Below are 14,585 nucleotides of genomic sequence, written 5' to 3'. Positions count from 1 at the left end.
GTAATATTTTTAAAGGTTATTAAATAAATTTTTCTATTGGAACCACCACAGCCCTTATGGGATTATTGGTTTCCAAATTAGAATTGAACGATGATATAAGTCCGAATAGAATTTCAATATTTTCATCAGTGGTAAAGGAAAAGAACATATTAGATTCTATACCCGCCTTTTCACTTGGGAACCAGTTTGATGACATTAGAACCGTCGCCGGATTCTTATACCCATCAATTTCGGAACCACTAAAGCTCTCAATATTGGCTTTTTTAAAAAGTTGAAGCATTTCCTTTCCATACCCCTCCACAACAGTCACTATAAGTAGTTTCATTACTTTATATTTTTAGTTTCATTTTTATGAATTGTACTTTAATACCCATATTCAACATGGACTAAATTAATTTCCTAGAACGCTCCCTTCGACTCCGCTCAGGGACCTGCATAAGAATCTCATTTAAACTCTCAGTTACTTATAGTTCTTCCTTTCTATCATGTAATACACCAATGGAACCACAAGTAAAGTAAGCACTGTGGATACTATGGTGCCGCCCATTAAGGATATGGCCAACCCTTGGAAAATAGGATCGAAAAGAATTACAAATGCCCCTATAACTACAGTACCTGCGGTTAACAAAATAGGGGTGGTCCTTACTGCACCGGCTTCAATTACCGCTAACTTCAACGGTACACCATCTTCCAACCGTATATTGATAAAATCGATCAATAACACCGAGTTCCTTACCATGATTCCTGCCAAGGCAATCATTCCAATAAAAGATGTAGCCGTAAAAAAAGCACCCAGCATCCAATGGCCCAATACTATCCCGATCAGGGAAAGCGGTATGGCCACCATCATCACAATTGGCGCTTTAAAGTTCTGGAACCAACCCACGATCAGAATATAAATAATGATGATCACCCCTAGGAATGCCAATCCCAAATCTCGGAATACCTCCAAGGTAATTTGCCATTCTCCATCCCATTTTACGGTATAATTATCTTCAAAATCAGGTTGTTTTATATACAGTTCGTCTACCGAATACCCTTTAGGCAAATTCAAGCCCTTTAGCTTATCGGTCATTCCCAAAATGGCATATACCGGACTTTCCAAATCCCCGGCCATATCCGCAAGTACATAAACTACCCTTTTCTGATTTTTTCTGTAGATGCTCTTGGCCCTAGTGGTTTGTTTTATGGTTACCAAATCTACGATAGGGACCATGTTTCCATTTCCATGTTGGGATATAACTTTTATTTGGGCAATGTCCTGAATGGTAGATTTTTCTTTTTCATCCAATGCCAATATCAACCCAATTTGATTGGAAGCATTTTCGTCATATAAATTAGTGACTGCTCTTTCGGACAGCGCCATATTCATGGTCTGTACAATTTGCGCTGGTGTCACCCCATATAGCATTGCCTTTTCCTTGTCTATGATAAACTCATATTCCACTTGATCGGATTCTACCATCCAATCCACATCAACCACATCGGGAGTACGTTTCAATATTTGCTTAACCTGATCGGCAATGTCCATCTGTGTGTCGTAATCAGGACCATAAATTTCACCAACTATAGTGGAGAGGACCGGAGGTCCAGGGGGTACCTCCACCATTTTTACATTGGCTTTATATTTTTTCCCTATACGTTGAATTTCTGGGCGTAATAAACTGGCAATATCATGGCTTTGGGCGCTTCGGTCACCTTTGTCTATAAGGTTTACTTGAATATCAGCAGTATTGCTGCCACCACGCAAATCGTAATGACGTACCAATCCATTAAAGGTTATTGGGGCAGAGGTGCCCACATAGCTCTGATAGTTGACCACCTCAGGACGGGTCCCTAGGTATTGAGCAATCTCCTTTGCAACCACTCCAGTACGTTCCAAAGTAGTACCCTCGGGCATATCTATGACCACTTGAAATTCGTTCTTATTATCAAAAGGCAACATTTTTACGGCTACTGACTTGGTAAAGAACATGGCTATGGAACCCAATAATAATACAAAAGTAATTCCCAAAAACAACCAACGTTTCTTTTTGTCCTCGATCAAAGGGCTTTCAAACTTGTTGTACATTTTATAAATGAATGTTTCCTCCAAGGGTTTTTCCACTTTTTCTTCCCCTTTTTTATCTTTTTCCCTAAGAAAAATATAGCCCAAATAGGGAGTAATCGTTAAGGCTACGAATAACGACAATATCATGGCAATGGAAGCCCCAATAGGCATTGGAGACATATATGGTCCCATAAGCCCCGATACAAAGGCCATGGGCAATACAGAAGCTATGACCGTAAATGTGGCCAAAATGGTAGGGTTCCCCACTTCATTAATGGCATACAATGCCGCCTGTTTAAATGGTAAACGTTTCATTTTAAAATGCCGGTGCATATTTTCAGCAATAATAATGGAATCGTCCACCACAATTCCTGTAACGAAAACCAAGGCAAAAAGGGTTATACGGTTCAAGGTATAGTCCAACATATAATAGCTCAATAAGGTCAAGGCAAACGTTATGGGAACAGATAGAAACACCACTAGACCACCACGCCAGCCCATAGCCAACATCACTACAAAAGTTACCGCAATTATGGCCCCCATAAGGTGCATTAATAATTCGGAAACTTTATGAGAGGCTGTTTCCCCATAATTTCGGGTTACCTCTACATGTACATCGTCCGGAATAAGATTCTTTTTTAAATGTGCTACCTTTTCCAAAATTAAATCGGAAATCTTCATGGCATCGGCACCTTTGCGTTTGGCAATGGCAATGGTCACTGCTGGATATTCGGATTTATAGGTTCCCGCTTTTTTACTTCCCTGCCCGAAGCCTAAGGACACGTATTCCTTTGGAATTTCAGGTCCATCCTGTATACTTGCAATTTGTTTTAAATAAATAGGGCGGTTCTGTTGTATTCCCACTACCAAGTTTTCCACATCGGTAGCTGTTTCCAAGAATCTCCCAGTGGTTACCAAAAATTCTGTATCGTTTTTGTCGAACGTGCCTCCACTTAGCTGCTGGTTATTGGCTTTTATCATTTGGGCAACAGACAGAAAATCCAAGCCGCTTTCGGCTAATTTATCCTTGTCCAATACTACCCGCAATTGACGTTCACGACCACCAATTTTTTGGGTGGCGGACACATCGTTTATCTTTTTAATTTCATCCGTAAGTTCCTGGGCAATTTGCTTTAGTTGGTAATCGTCGTAGTTCTCGCTCCATAGGGTAAGCCCTAACATGGGAACATCATCTATTGCCCTAGTTTTTATCAATGGAAAAGTTACCCCTTGCGGCATTTCATCCATATGCTTATTGATCTCGTTCTGGAGTTTAACAAACGAACGCTCAATATCCTCTCCTACATAAAACTGTACTATAACCATCCCCTGCTCTTCCATGGAGGTAGAGTAGACGTATTCCACACCCTTAATATTGGAAATTAATTTTTCCAACGGTTTGGTCACCCTACTTTCCACCTCAGTAGGACTCGCTCCCGGGTAACCCACAAAGATATCGGCCATGGGTACATCTATCTGAGGCTCTTCCTCCCTTGGAATCAGGAACGAACTGTACACCCCAATGACCATGAATACGATCATTAGAAGGACCGTTAACTTGGAACTTATAAATGCTTTGGCAATCTTGCCTGCTAATCCTTCTTTCATCTTTTTCTATTGTTTTTGTATTTGGGCGTTACCTTCGCCAATTCTTGATTCATATACCTACAAGGTCTTAGAGACCTTGCAGGAATGGAGACCTTGCAGGAAGATTATGCAGGAATGCTCAGGTCGGGCTTTCCGCTTTTACTCCAGCTCCTTTTTAGCCTAAATCCGCTAAAAGGACCTAGGGTAACCACTGCAATCCCCACCTAACGGCGGGCAGGCCTAACGCAAACCCGTTTTTTAAATCTTCAGTTATTGGGTACTTATTTTAGCCCCATTGAACAACTTCCCATCTGCCGATATTATGTAATCTTCCTCGGCGGAAAGTCCGGACAATACTTCAACACTGTCGCCAAAAGTCCTGCCCAACCGCAACCAGCGCAAAATTGCCGTATTGCTTTCACTTACCGTATATACACCGGATAACTGACCGTTGTGAACCACGGCATCCAAAGGAATAAGCACTTTATTGGTATTCTTCTTTTTTACCGTTGGAAATTGCACAGTAGCATACATTCCGGAAAGCAAATTATACTCGGATTTGTCCAGCATCACCTTAACCATATATTGCCCTCCTGTATTTTTTGCCGATGTACTTACTTCCGCCACTTTCCCCTTGACAGATTCGTTTAAGGTCTTGATCAGGACAAGAACTTCCGAATCGGCCTTGATCTGAAGGATTTCGGATTCGGGTATCATCGCCAATACTTGAAAATCCCCAGGACTTTCCACTTCCAATAAGGGCATTCCCGGATTTGCCATATCCCCAACCTTTATAAATTTGTTGGTTACTACCCCATTAAAAGGGGCGCGTATATTGCTATATGAAAATTGTGCGTTTACCTCGTTCTTCATTTGTTTGGCCCCTTCCAAGCGAGCCTTGGCCATGTTGTAGTTGGCTGTGATATCATCCAGTTCCTTTTGGGAAGCACTGTTATCATTAAACAAGGCCGTAAACCTATTATAATCTTTTTCGGCATTTTTAAAAGCAGCGGTCGCTTCGGTAATACTTGCATTTACCTGGGCCAGTTTAGCAGATATATCAGCATTGTTTATGCTTATCAATAGCTGTCCACTATTAACTTTATCCCCCATCTGAACATAAATTTTATCTACATACCCCATCATTCGGGTACTAAGGTTGGCACTGTTTACTGCCTCTATCTTTCCACTGGCGGATAGGAACGTGCCACCGCTCTGTTCAGAAACCGTGCTCACTTTAACGGTAACAGTGGGGGAATTATCCGGCACAGTTTTTTTGTCATCGTTCCCACAACTAGAAATAGCTATGACTAGGGTGAAGAGTAGTACTATGTATAATTTTGTTTTCATATGTAGATATTTATTGTTTTTCAACGGTCAGACCTGCCCGACTTCTTCGTTCAGGCGGGTGTAATTCGCATATCATCAATCGTATTTGCGACCAGTTTTCGGTTATGCTCATTTCATGTTTTTCTTTTAATTCTTAGTTATAAATACAAATTTCCCTTGCTATGGTCTCGCATATTTATTGTCTTAGGCGTATTATTCCTTGGTTAAAAACTTAACATAGGCCAAGGAATAGTTATAGTTAAAAATGGTGGCGTAATATTCCAATCTCTTTTGAGCGTATTGTGTTTCGGTATTTAATAGGTCGGTCGTTTTTTCCAAACCCTGTTTAAAGCGATTAGTTCGTATCCGAAGTGATTCTTCCGATTGTTGCAAGGCTAGGGAGGTAAGTTCCAAATTGTTTTTGGCATCTTGAAGCAACCTCATGGCCCTGTTTAACTCTACCTGACTCTCCGCCTTATATTGATGCAGTTCCAATTTGGATTTCTCGTATTCGGCCCTACTTTTTTGAACCTTTCCAAAACGTTTGCTGCCTTCAAAAATGTTCCACTTCAATTCGGCCCCGATCAAATATCCATTGGCATCTCCTTGAAAAACTTGGTCATCATGCAATTCATAGGTCCCAAAAGCATTTAAGCTAGGAAGGAAACTCATTTTGTCTGCCCTGTACATTTGTTGGTACGCATCACTGGACAAGGACATAGCTTCTAGATCTCTTCTATTTTCGGGTAATCCTTTCGTAATCATATCACTGACCATAAGGGTTAAGGAGTCCGTAGGCTGTAGAAGGGTATAGTTATCATCGTTCATCAAAACCGACAGGTAATTAGACACATTATGTACATTGCTCTTGGCATACTGTAGTTGATTGTCTATTTCGGTCACCCTGACCTCTACCTCTAGTACATCGGATTTTTGAAGATACCCCTGTTTAAAACTATTATCCGCCAAACGCTTATTTTCCATGGCCGCATTTTTTGCCTGTTCCAGAACAGTTACCGACTTATACGCCAATTGTAATTGCATATAGGACTTTTCTACCTCCAAGTCCATGTAATCTTTGGTCCTATCTGCTTTTAACTCCATGGCACTTAATTTGGCCTTTGCCGCCTTGCGCTGAAAAATACCATCTAGATTTACCAAAGGTTGCAGCACCTGAATACGAGTTGCATAATCTTCGATCTGACTAGGATTGTTCAATAAAAGGGGATTAAAATCGGCCTGGGTCAAAATTTCCTGGTTCAATTTAGAACCAAAGGCCATCAGGGGATTGGTGGTAGCTATTGCGGTATGGGATATGCTTATATTGGGCAATATCACCGCATTGGACTTATTGAAATCACCCCTAGCGGCCAACACATCCTGCTGGGACATTTTAAGGGTATTATTGTTTTCCCTCACTTTGGTCAACACTTCCTCCTTGCTGATCAACACCCTTTCCTGAGCATGTACAAAGAACATAGTTCCTAAAAATGATAATATATAAATGATATTCTTCATCCTTCTAATTATTTATTACAAAATTAGGGGGAGAAAAAGGATTACACAGCAACAAATGTTACCGACAAAAAAGAGATCCTTTTTGTTGAGTCACCCTTTTTTGAAACAAATTATTGCCATCTCTATTATATTCACATGTTATAATAAATAGGGGTATGTGGAAGGTTAAGGGTGGATACCATCCAATCCCTTAAGTAGTTGGAATAGAAATTCGGATATTGGAGTATAACCGGAAATTGGGTCCTATACGCCGTACATCAACTTACTTTTTTATAACTAATAACCGCCAAAGCATTCATGGCAATGGCAAATAGCAATGTTTTTAAAAATTGCGGGTAAATATCCGAAATACCAGCTCCCTTTAGCATCACCATCCTCATGACCTGTACAAAGTATTTAATAGGATTAAACTCTGTTAACACCTGGGCCCACTGGGGCATACTTTCGATCGGAGTAAACAAACCGCTCATTAAAATAAAAATAACCATAAAAAACCAGGCTATAAACATGGCCTGCTGTTGGGTATCCGTAAAATTGGATATAAAAAGGCCCATCCCCAAAATCACCAAAATATAGATAATGGTATATAGATACATTAAGGTAAGGCTTCCAACAATCGGTACCTGGAACAGCAGTTTAGAAATGATCAAACCCACAGTCAACAATACCATTCCGAGAACCAAAAAAGGAAATAATTTTCCAATAATAAACTGGTGCTTTTTTATTGGGGTTACATTTATTTGCTCCAATGTGCCTATTTCCTTCTCCCTAACAATGTTCATCCCGGAAAGGAAAAGGGTAATCATGGTCACCAATAAAACCAATATTCCGGGCACCATAAAAGTCTTATAATTTAAGGTTTCATTATACCAAAAGGAAGGGATAGTCTCAATATGCTGCGGCTGGTTTCCCATATTGTTATATAGGAATAATGCTACTTGTGCTTTTTTATTGAACTGTTGTACAATTTGATTGATATATACATTTTCTACTCCCGCAGCGGCACCATCTATTGCATTGATTATAACGGACAGATCAGCTTTTTCATTTTTAAGCAGTTGCCTTTCAAAATAAGATGGAATCTCTAAAATTACATCCACCTTCCCTTCCAGCATTGCCTTACTGGCCAGTTTAGCTGATGGAAAGTCGGTCATCACATTAAAATAAGAGGACGCTTCAAATTTTTCCACTAGTTCCCTTGAAAGGGAAGTTTTATCGTTATCAACAAAGGCAAACTTTATATTTTTCACTTCAAAAGTGGCCGCATTGGATAAGATGATAAGCTGGATCAATGGCAGAACAAAAATAATAGGGAGCATCGCCTTATTTCTAAAGATCTGTTTAAACTCCTTTTGTATGATATAGCGGATGATGTTCATTTTTTGTCTTTATACCTTCTTATTTATCAATCTCAAATAAAGCTCTGTCGTACAACTGGCTAAGACATCACATTACAAACTGCTTACTCCAATCTTATTTTATATTTTTTTACGCTCAAACCAATAAAAAATATGGTCATCCCAATTAATATTAAGGTTTCTTTCCAAACATAAGCCAATCCCACTCCTTTGAGCATAATGCCTTTTAAGATTATTATAAACCATTTTGCAGGGATTATATTACTGATCATTTGCAAGGGCAAAGGCATACTGGAGATGGGAAAAATAAATCCCGATAATAATATAACAGGGAGCATAAGCCCCATTAAAGAAATCATCATAGCCGCTTGTTGTGTGGAGGATATGGTGGAAATTAGAATCCCGAGCGACAGGGCATTTACTATAAATAAGGTACTCTCCGCCCCCAATAAAAACAAACTGCCCTGCACTGGCATTTTAAAAACAAAAATGCTCAAAAGAATAATAACTGCGGCGTTTATGATGGATAACAAAATATAAGGAACCACCTTGCCCACAATAACTTGAATTGGGTTTAAGGGAGACACCAACAAAATTTCCATAGTTCCCAATTCTTTCTCCTTGGTAATGGATATTGAGGTCATCATGGCCGATACCAACATTAATATTATAGTCATAACCCCCGGCACAAACATATATACACTCTTTAGTTCCGGATTAAATACCATTCTTGTTTTTGGTACTATTTGATAAGGCATGTTTAAACCTTTATTTAATTCCTGTTGGTAATTCTGTAAAATAGATCCTACATAATTGCTTATGGTATTCGCTGTATTGGGGTCGGTAGCATCGGTAAGAATTTGAACGGTGGCTTTTTTTTGGGCGACCAAGTTTTTGCTGAAATCCTTTTCAAAATTGAGTACCGCCTTTATTTTTCCTTTTTTAAAAGTAGATTCGATCTCATCTTCATGGCTTATAAACCCCTTAATACTAAAATATTTTGAAGTCGCTATTTTATTAATGATCTCTTTGGTATTAACGTCCTTGGAATGGTCTAAAATGGCGATATCAACATTATTGATTTCGTTGGTAATGGCAAAACCAAAAAGCATCACTTGAACTATGGGCATCCCAAACAAGATAAACAGGGAACGCCGGTCCCTTAAAATGTGGTAAAATTCTTTTGTGATGAATCCTATAAATCTCTTCATTTCATCATAATTATTCTATGTTCCTAGCTAATTTTAGGAATACCTTGTTCATGGAATCCACTTGAAACTGTCCTTTAAGGTTCTTTGGTGTGTCCAAAGCCTCAATTTTCCCCGCTACCATAATGGATACCCGATCACAATATTCGGCCTCGTCCATATAGTGGGTGGTCACAAAAATGGTGACCCCTTTGTTGGCCTCCCTATAGATCATTTCCCAAAATTGGCGTCTGGTAATGGGGTCGACTCCTCCTGTTGGCTCATCCAAAAAAATGATTTTTGGATTGTGAAGCAGTGCTACGGAAAAAGCTACTTTTTGTTTCCATCCCAAGGGAAGGGAACCAACCAGGGAATCGGCCATATCATGCAATCCCAACTCATTGATCAGGGCCTGGGATTTTTCTTTTATTGTAGCTGAAGTCAAGCCATAAATACCCCCAAAAAAGACGATGTTTTCCTTTATGGTTAAATCATTATACAGGGAAAAGCGTTGGCTCATATAGCCAATATTCATCTTTACCTGCTCGGTATGTGTAAGTACATCATATCCAGCAACTGTGGCTTTACCATAGGTAGGTTTGGAAATACCGATCAACATCTTCATAGCGGTAGTCTTCCCGGCGCCATTAGCTCCCAAAAATCCAAAAATCTCTCCCTTACCCACCTCAAAAGAGATGTTGTTGACGGCGGTGAAGTCGCCAAACGTCTTAGTCAAGTTCTCAACTTGAATTACATTATCTATTTTCATATTTCTTCTAAGGAGTACTTAGTTTATTAAAACGGCCTAACCATTAATCTGATTGCCGATCAATTTATTTGCCCTTGACAAATCCATAAAAGTATCCTCAATAGTTGCCACGGTCTCTATGACCTCAATATTACTGTGTTGCTTTTCTTCTAAATAGCCTTCCAAATCCTTTGGGCCAAAAGATGCCATTTTGGATATAAAATGCAGGTATTCCCCAAATGGATAGGCACTATGGGTATCTGGGTAAATTCTTAAATCCTGGATTAATTGATAGGTATTGGAGGTACGCACCTTATATATTTTCTTTGGAAACGAAGCAATAATTTCTCCAGGTGTGTTAATCTGCAGTATTCTCCCATCTGTGATCAAGGCAATCCTATCACAAAGCTCAGCTTCATCCATATACGGTGTGGAAACTAAAATAGTGATGCTCTTTTGCTGTAACCGTTTTAACATCTCCCAAAATTCCTTTCGAGAAACGGGATCTACCCCTGTGGTGGGCTCGTCCAAGAACAATACTTTAGGTTTATGTATCAAGGCACAGCAAAGGGCCAACTTTTGTTTCATCCCACCAGATAACTTTCCAGCCCTACGGTTTTTAAAGGGTTCTATTTGGACATATATATCCTTGATCAAATCATAGTTCTCCGCTATGGTCGTACCAAAAATGGTTGCGAAAAAATTTAGATTTTCTTCCACCGTAAGGTCTTGATACAAAGAAAACCTACCCGGCATATAACCCACATGATGCCTAATGTCCTTATATTGTCTTAGTACATCGTAGCCCGCTACTGAAGCGTTTCCCTCATCCTGAATGAGCAATGTGGTCAATATTCGAAAGAGGGTAGTCTTTCCAGCACCGTCCGGCCCGATCAGACCAAACAGTTCCCCTGGTTTTACCTCAAAGGAAATATCGTCCAAAGCTTTTACTTTACCGTAAGATTTGCTGATATTGTTTAGAATGATGCTCATTTTTTTACCGTTGAATAAAAATTATCCGTTATATCTTAGTCAAAATAGGTGTAATAGCTTTTTAATTGCCCTTTTATACTTTCCTTGATTTTAGCGCCTTCGTCTGTGCTAGTAGTATTTTGCAGGATTTCAATCTTTTGGATCAACGGATGTAGAAAAACATGCAGATTATCGTGCGATGCTCCTGTCATGGTGCATTCCTTAACAATGGTGTTTTTAACCTCGTTAAAAGTGTTTCCCAAATTTCTGTAGTCTTCAAGAGATAGGGTTTTGGTTTCCGCAATCATTTTAGACATGGCGGCTATCCCGGAAGTAGTTTCTAGATTTGCCTCCCATTTTATGCCATTGTTTAAGGCCATTTCCGCAACCCAATCATTATTCAAATGCGGAACTTTTTCTGTCTCCCCGTTTGTAATATAGGTCTCCTTTGAAGTTGCGTCCTCCTTTATCGCCTGTTTGCAACTTAAATAGCCTAAGGAGAGGATGGCAAAAAGGATGATTTTCGTTTTCATAGCTCACTTTTTAATATTGTTATGTACTCTTTTTGGATTTTTGACGAGGGTCAAAAGGAGAATTGCTACCCATATGCTTACCCTAAAAGACATTGCCTTGATACTCTCTACCGCTACGCTTTCATTAAAAAAGTACAAATAGCCCAATACCAATGAGTGCAATATGAGGATGGACATTATCATTGTTTTAGACTTTCTATGTTGTTTGCCCATTTGATAGGCTACCATTATAGAAATGACTCCTAGGGTCACGTTGTAGACAACCAACCAGGTCAATACCGTATAATCCACTGATCGTATCCCTAGAAGGACCATGGAGCCTGAGATTATGGATAAGACCCCAATCAAGATGGCTAGAATTGTCGCGATGATCAAAGTTATTTTCATTTGTCATTGGTATTTGTATCGATCCACATTTCAGCAGGCATCCCGATTTTTAAACTGCCATCATTTTTAACACTTACCTTGACCGCATAAACTAGGTTTACACGTTCTTCCTTGGTTTGAATAATTTTAGGGGTAAATTCGGCGCTTTCAGAAATCCAGGTAACCTCTCCTGGGTATGATTTCATATCGTCACCTGCATCGATTTTTACACTTACTTCCTGTCCAAGGTTTATGTTTGCCAACTGATTTTCACTGATATAGACTCTAAGGATCATATGTTCCAGATCCGCAATTTTATACAAGGGTTTCCCAAAAGCCGTTACCTCGTTGGGTTCGGCATACTTCACCAAGACCGTACCCTTCAAAGGATTTTGAACAATGCTTTTGTTTATCTGGTCCTCCATTTGCCTTATCTGAATTTCTATACTTTTCACGTCGTTGATTATGGGTGAATTTTGAGTTTCCACACTTTTAATCTGTTCTTTGATTATTCCTATTTGTCCGTTTATATCGTCCAATTGTTTAGTAGTTGCGGCATTTGCCTTTACTAGATTATCAATCCTGTTTTGGTCATTTTGGGCTACTTTTAATTGCTCCTTAAGAACTTCCCTCTGCGATAGCACGTTTCTGGATTTTGAGAAAATGGTGTTCTTTGAAGCCAATAGTTGATCTCGCTTTAAGGAGAGCTGAATGGTGTCTATAACCCCAACAATCTTATTTCTGTCAAGTAGGCTACCTTCTTCCGCATCCAAGAATAAAATTTTACCATTAGCCTCTGCCGAAATAGTTATTTCGGTAGCTTCAAAATTACCATAACCATCGGCCTTAACCCCATTGCCGGTACAGGACCCCAAAAGAATTACTAGAAAGCTTACTAATATTATTTGAAGATTTTTCATTTTAATTAGGTCCAGTTTTAAATGCGTTATTGTTATAGCTTCCATTCGTAATTTCAAATTGAATTTTGTGCAACAGCAATTGTGTTTCGTGTAGATTCAGATTGCTTTTAGCTTCATATAAATTGGTGAATTCGGTGATATAGGCCGATGCCGTAATTACACCGTTGTTCAATTGTGATTCCGCTGTTTTAAGGATATCTTCCCGAAGAAGAATAATATCATTGTCCGTTGAAATCAAAGCATCTATCTTATCAATTTCGGACTTGAGGTTCACCAATTCCAAATTATTGTTTAATTCAAAAGTCTCTTTTTGGGTATCGATTATTGCTTTGTTGATTTCAAGGGATTGTTTCTCGGTCTTGGTTTTGTTCCAGTCAAAAATGTTCAAATTCAGTTTTAAACCTGCCATATAGAATGTCTTAAAAGAGTTGTCCAACATATTCAGCCCTGGATTGCCATAACCACCTTGGGCAAAGGCATTTATTTTAGGGAGATTTGATTTAGAAATCAGTTTTGAGGAGAAATCGATCTGTTCTTTTTGAAGGTTGAAAAGCTGAATTTCGGGTCGTTGGGAATTCACCTCTGGTATAAAAACCTCTGGTCGTACAAGGTTTACTTCTGAAGATAACTCCCTACCAATGAGAAGTGACAAGCGTTGTAACAAATCCCTTTTATTATACTTCAACTCTGTAAATTGTTGTTTTAATTTCAGGAGTTCCGCTTCCAGTGTCTTCTCTGAAGACACCAATAAGGTGCCATATTTTACACCGGCCTTAACGTCTTCAATACGCGCTTTTATTTGCTCCTCTTTAGCCTGGAGCAAATCACTGTTTTCCTGAAGCAATAAGACCGTTAGGTAGATGGAATTAACCTGGCTTTTTAATCCGTAAAGGCTTACTTCCAACTGTTGTTGGTTTACCTTTGAGGCTGCCTCCTTTACCCTTGATGTGGCATTGATCATACCTCCATTGTAGATCAATTGGTTTACATCCAGTGTGGCACGATATTGATCCTTATTGGGTGGTTCTAAGCTTACATTGGGAAGTTGGATCGGTAAACTGGTTACGTCTGACTGGTAGGTGGCCTGGGCATTCAAATCCAGTTTGGGTAAATACCCCGTTCTAAGGGCCTCAATGTCGAGTTGTACTTGATCTTCCAATAAACCAGATTGTTTCGCCAAGGGATAATTATCGGTAAGAAGATCAAAACATTCCTCCAACCTAAGGGTCTGTTGGGCCACAGTGGTTAGGGGTATAGAGAATATTAATATTAAAAAAAGTCTTTTCATTTTCTAATAGAATTAATTAAAAGCTCGGGAATCAAAATCTTACGTTCCTGCATCATGGTTTTAAAGGTTTTTTCATCCAAATTCAATATTCCACTAACCAAGCCAGTCCCTACAAAAGAAAATGCGGTTAAGGAAAAAAGGTTTAACAACAATTGTTTAGGGTCCATGGGTTTTATAATTCCCATCTCTATTTCCTCTTCTATCTGTTTTTCAAAACGTAAGGGGTTGGGGGCTATTTCGGATCCAAAAAATAAATTGGCAAACTCCGGGTTGTTATTAATTTCCTGAATCAAAAAGTTGGGTAGGTATGGATTCTCCATGACAAAGGAAATATAGCTATCCGTAAATTTTGTTATTTTTTCAAATACGGTTTTCTCGGAATTGAAGACCTCGTTGATATGGGGGGCAAATTTCTCAAAGGCCTGCCTAAAGACCGCCTCGAACAATTTTTGCTTGCTCTTGTAGTAGTAGTGCAACATGGCTTTATTAATTTTTGCTTCATCGGCAATTTCCTGCATACGCGCGCCTGCCATACCTTTCTTTTGAAATACGCTTATTGCGGCATTCAATATGTTTTCTTCCGTACTCTGATCCTTCATTAACTAAATAGTTTAACCAAATGGTTAATAAATGTACAAATTTTTTTTATCAAACAAACCTTATGGTTTGAAACCTTTATTCCAAGGAGTATTGGACCCTTTGACAATTGAGATTAAAGGATTGGAGATT

General features: G+C 39.1%; 13 protein-coding genes. All 13 read right to left on the bottom strand.

From position 1 onward, the window contains the following. Nucleotides 1-19: 19 nt before the first annotated feature. Nucleotides 20-325 (bottom strand): hypothetical protein, encoded by a 306-nt coding sequence (locus CWD90_RS14330; protein WP_103476760.1) that lies wholly within the window; start codon nucleotides 323-325, stop codon nucleotides 20-22. Nucleotides 326-460: 135 nt separating this feature from the next. Beyond that, the gene (locus tag CWD90_RS14325) at nucleotides 461-3,658 is read right to left on the bottom strand and encodes an efflux RND transporter permease subunit (protein ID WP_103476759.1); all 3,198 of its coding nucleotides are present in this window, start codon (nucleotides 3,656-3,658) and stop codon (nucleotides 461-463) included. Nucleotides 3,659-3,907: 249 nt separating this feature from the next. After that, nucleotides 3,908-4,987 (bottom strand): efflux RND transporter periplasmic adaptor subunit, encoded by a 1,080-nt coding sequence (locus CWD90_RS14320; RefSeq protein ID WP_103476758.1) that lies wholly within the window; start codon nucleotides 4,985-4,987, stop codon nucleotides 3,908-3,910. 192 nt (nucleotides 4,988-5,179) lie between these two features. Next, nucleotides 5,180-6,484, bottom strand: a complete 1,305-nt coding sequence (locus CWD90_RS14315; protein WP_103476757.1) for a TolC family protein — start codon at nucleotides 6,482-6,484, stop codon at nucleotides 5,180-5,182. Nucleotides 6,485-6,741: 257 nt separating this feature from the next. Beyond that, complete coding sequence (locus tag CWD90_RS14310) at nucleotides 6,742-7,863, bottom strand: ABC transporter permease (protein ID WP_103476756.1); 1,122 nt, start codon at nucleotides 7,861-7,863, stop codon at nucleotides 6,742-6,744. A gap of 83 nt (nucleotides 7,864-7,946) precedes the next feature. Beyond that, on the bottom strand, nucleotides 7,947-9,053 hold the full coding sequence (locus tag CWD90_RS14305; protein ID WP_103476755.1) for an ABC transporter permease: 1,107 nt from the start codon (nucleotides 9,051-9,053) through the stop codon (nucleotides 7,947-7,949). 10 nt (nucleotides 9,054-9,063) lie between these two features. Continuing rightward, a complete protein-coding gene (locus CWD90_RS14300) occupies nucleotides 9,064-9,798 on the bottom strand; it encodes an ABC transporter ATP-binding protein (protein ID WP_103476754.1) in 735 nt (244 codons plus the stop codon). Nucleotides 9,799-9,834: 36 nt separating this feature from the next. Next, on the bottom strand, nucleotides 9,835-10,770 hold the full coding sequence (locus CWD90_RS14295; protein WP_103476753.1) for an ABC transporter ATP-binding protein: 936 nt from the start codon (nucleotides 10,768-10,770) through the stop codon (nucleotides 9,835-9,837). A gap of 35 nt (nucleotides 10,771-10,805) precedes the next feature. Continuing rightward, on the bottom strand, nucleotides 10,806-11,282 hold the full coding sequence (locus tag CWD90_RS14290; protein ID WP_103476752.1) for a hypothetical protein: 477 nt from the start codon (nucleotides 11,280-11,282) through the stop codon (nucleotides 10,806-10,808). Between the two features lie 3 nt (nucleotides 11,283-11,285). Beyond that, nucleotides 11,286-11,669 (bottom strand): hypothetical protein, encoded by a 384-nt coding sequence (locus CWD90_RS14285; RefSeq protein ID WP_157941240.1) that lies wholly within the window; start codon nucleotides 11,667-11,669, stop codon nucleotides 11,286-11,288. Beyond that, the gene (locus tag CWD90_RS14280) at nucleotides 11,666-12,568 is read right to left on the bottom strand and encodes an HlyD family secretion protein (RefSeq protein WP_103476804.1); all 903 of its coding nucleotides are present in this window, start codon (nucleotides 12,566-12,568) and stop codon (nucleotides 11,666-11,668) included. The genes CWD90_RS14285 and CWD90_RS14280 overlap by 4 nt, the downstream gene beginning before the upstream one ends. Before the next feature lies 1 nt (nucleotide 12,569). Beyond that, nucleotides 12,570-13,856, bottom strand: a complete 1,287-nt coding sequence (locus CWD90_RS14275) for a TolC family protein (protein WP_103476750.1) — start codon at nucleotides 13,854-13,856, stop codon at nucleotides 12,570-12,572. Beyond that, complete coding sequence (locus CWD90_RS14270) at nucleotides 13,853-14,455, bottom strand: TetR/AcrR family transcriptional regulator (RefSeq protein ID WP_103476749.1); 603 nt, start codon at nucleotides 14,453-14,455, stop codon at nucleotides 13,853-13,855. Before CWD90_RS14270 ends, CWD90_RS14275 begins: the two co-directional genes overlap by 4 nt. Between the last annotated feature and the right edge of the window lie 130 nt (nucleotides 14,456-14,585).

This window comes from Arenibacter catalasegens, assembly GCF_002909235.1.
GTDB classification, from domain to species: domain Bacteria; phylum Bacteroidota; class Bacteroidia; order Flavobacteriales; family Flavobacteriaceae; genus Arenibacter; species Arenibacter catalasegens.
Note: the sequence above shows the minus strand (reverse complement) of the source record. Positions and strands in the feature narration are given on the sequence as shown.

Excerpts from the sequence above, each read along its gene's own strand:
- CWD90_RS14275 (WP_103476750.1), bottom strand. The coding sequence starts at position 13,856 with ATGAAAAGACTTTTTTTAATATTAATATTCTCTATACCCCTAACCACT.
- CWD90_RS14305 (WP_103476755.1), bottom strand. The coding sequence starts at position 9,053 with ATGAAGAGATTTATAGGATTCATCACAAAAGAATTTTACCACATTTTA.
- CWD90_RS14270 (WP_103476749.1), bottom strand. The coding sequence starts at position 14,455 with ATGAAGGATCAGAGTACGGAAGAAAACATATTGAATGCCGCAATAAGC.
- CWD90_RS14320 (WP_103476758.1), bottom strand. The coding sequence starts at position 4,987 with ATGAAAACAAAATTATACATAGTACTACTCTTCACCCTAGTCATAGCT.
- CWD90_RS14315 (WP_103476757.1), bottom strand. The coding sequence starts at position 6,484 with ATGAAGAATATCATTTATATATTATCATTTTTAGGAACTATGTTCTTT.
- CWD90_RS14280 (WP_103476804.1), bottom strand. The coding sequence starts at position 12,568 with ATGAAAAATCTTCAAATAATATTAGTAAGCTTTCTAGTAATTCTTTTG.
- CWD90_RS14310 (WP_103476756.1), bottom strand. The coding sequence starts at position 7,863 with ATGAACATCATCCGCTATATCATACAAAAGGAGTTTAAACAGATCTTT.
- CWD90_RS14330 (WP_103476760.1), bottom strand. The coding sequence starts at position 325 with ATGAAACTACTTATAGTGACTGTTGTGGAGGGGTATGGAAAGGAAATG.
- CWD90_RS14285 (WP_157941240.1), bottom strand. The coding sequence starts at position 11,669 with ATGAAAATAACTTTGATCATCGCGACAATTCTAGCCATCTTGATTGGG.
- CWD90_RS14290 (WP_103476752.1), bottom strand. The coding sequence starts at position 11,282 with ATGAAAACGAAAATCATCCTTTTTGCCATCCTCTCCTTAGGCTATTTA.
- CWD90_RS14325 (WP_103476759.1), bottom strand. The coding sequence starts at position 3,658 with ATGAAAGAAGGATTAGCAGGCAAGATTGCCAAAGCATTTATAAGTTCC.
- CWD90_RS14300 (WP_103476754.1), bottom strand. The coding sequence starts at position 9,798 with ATGAAAATAGATAATGTAATTCAAGTTGAGAACTTGACTAAGACGTTT.
- CWD90_RS14295 (WP_103476753.1), bottom strand. The coding sequence starts at position 10,770 with ATGAGCATCATTCTAAACAATATCAGCAAATCTTACGGTAAAGTAAAA.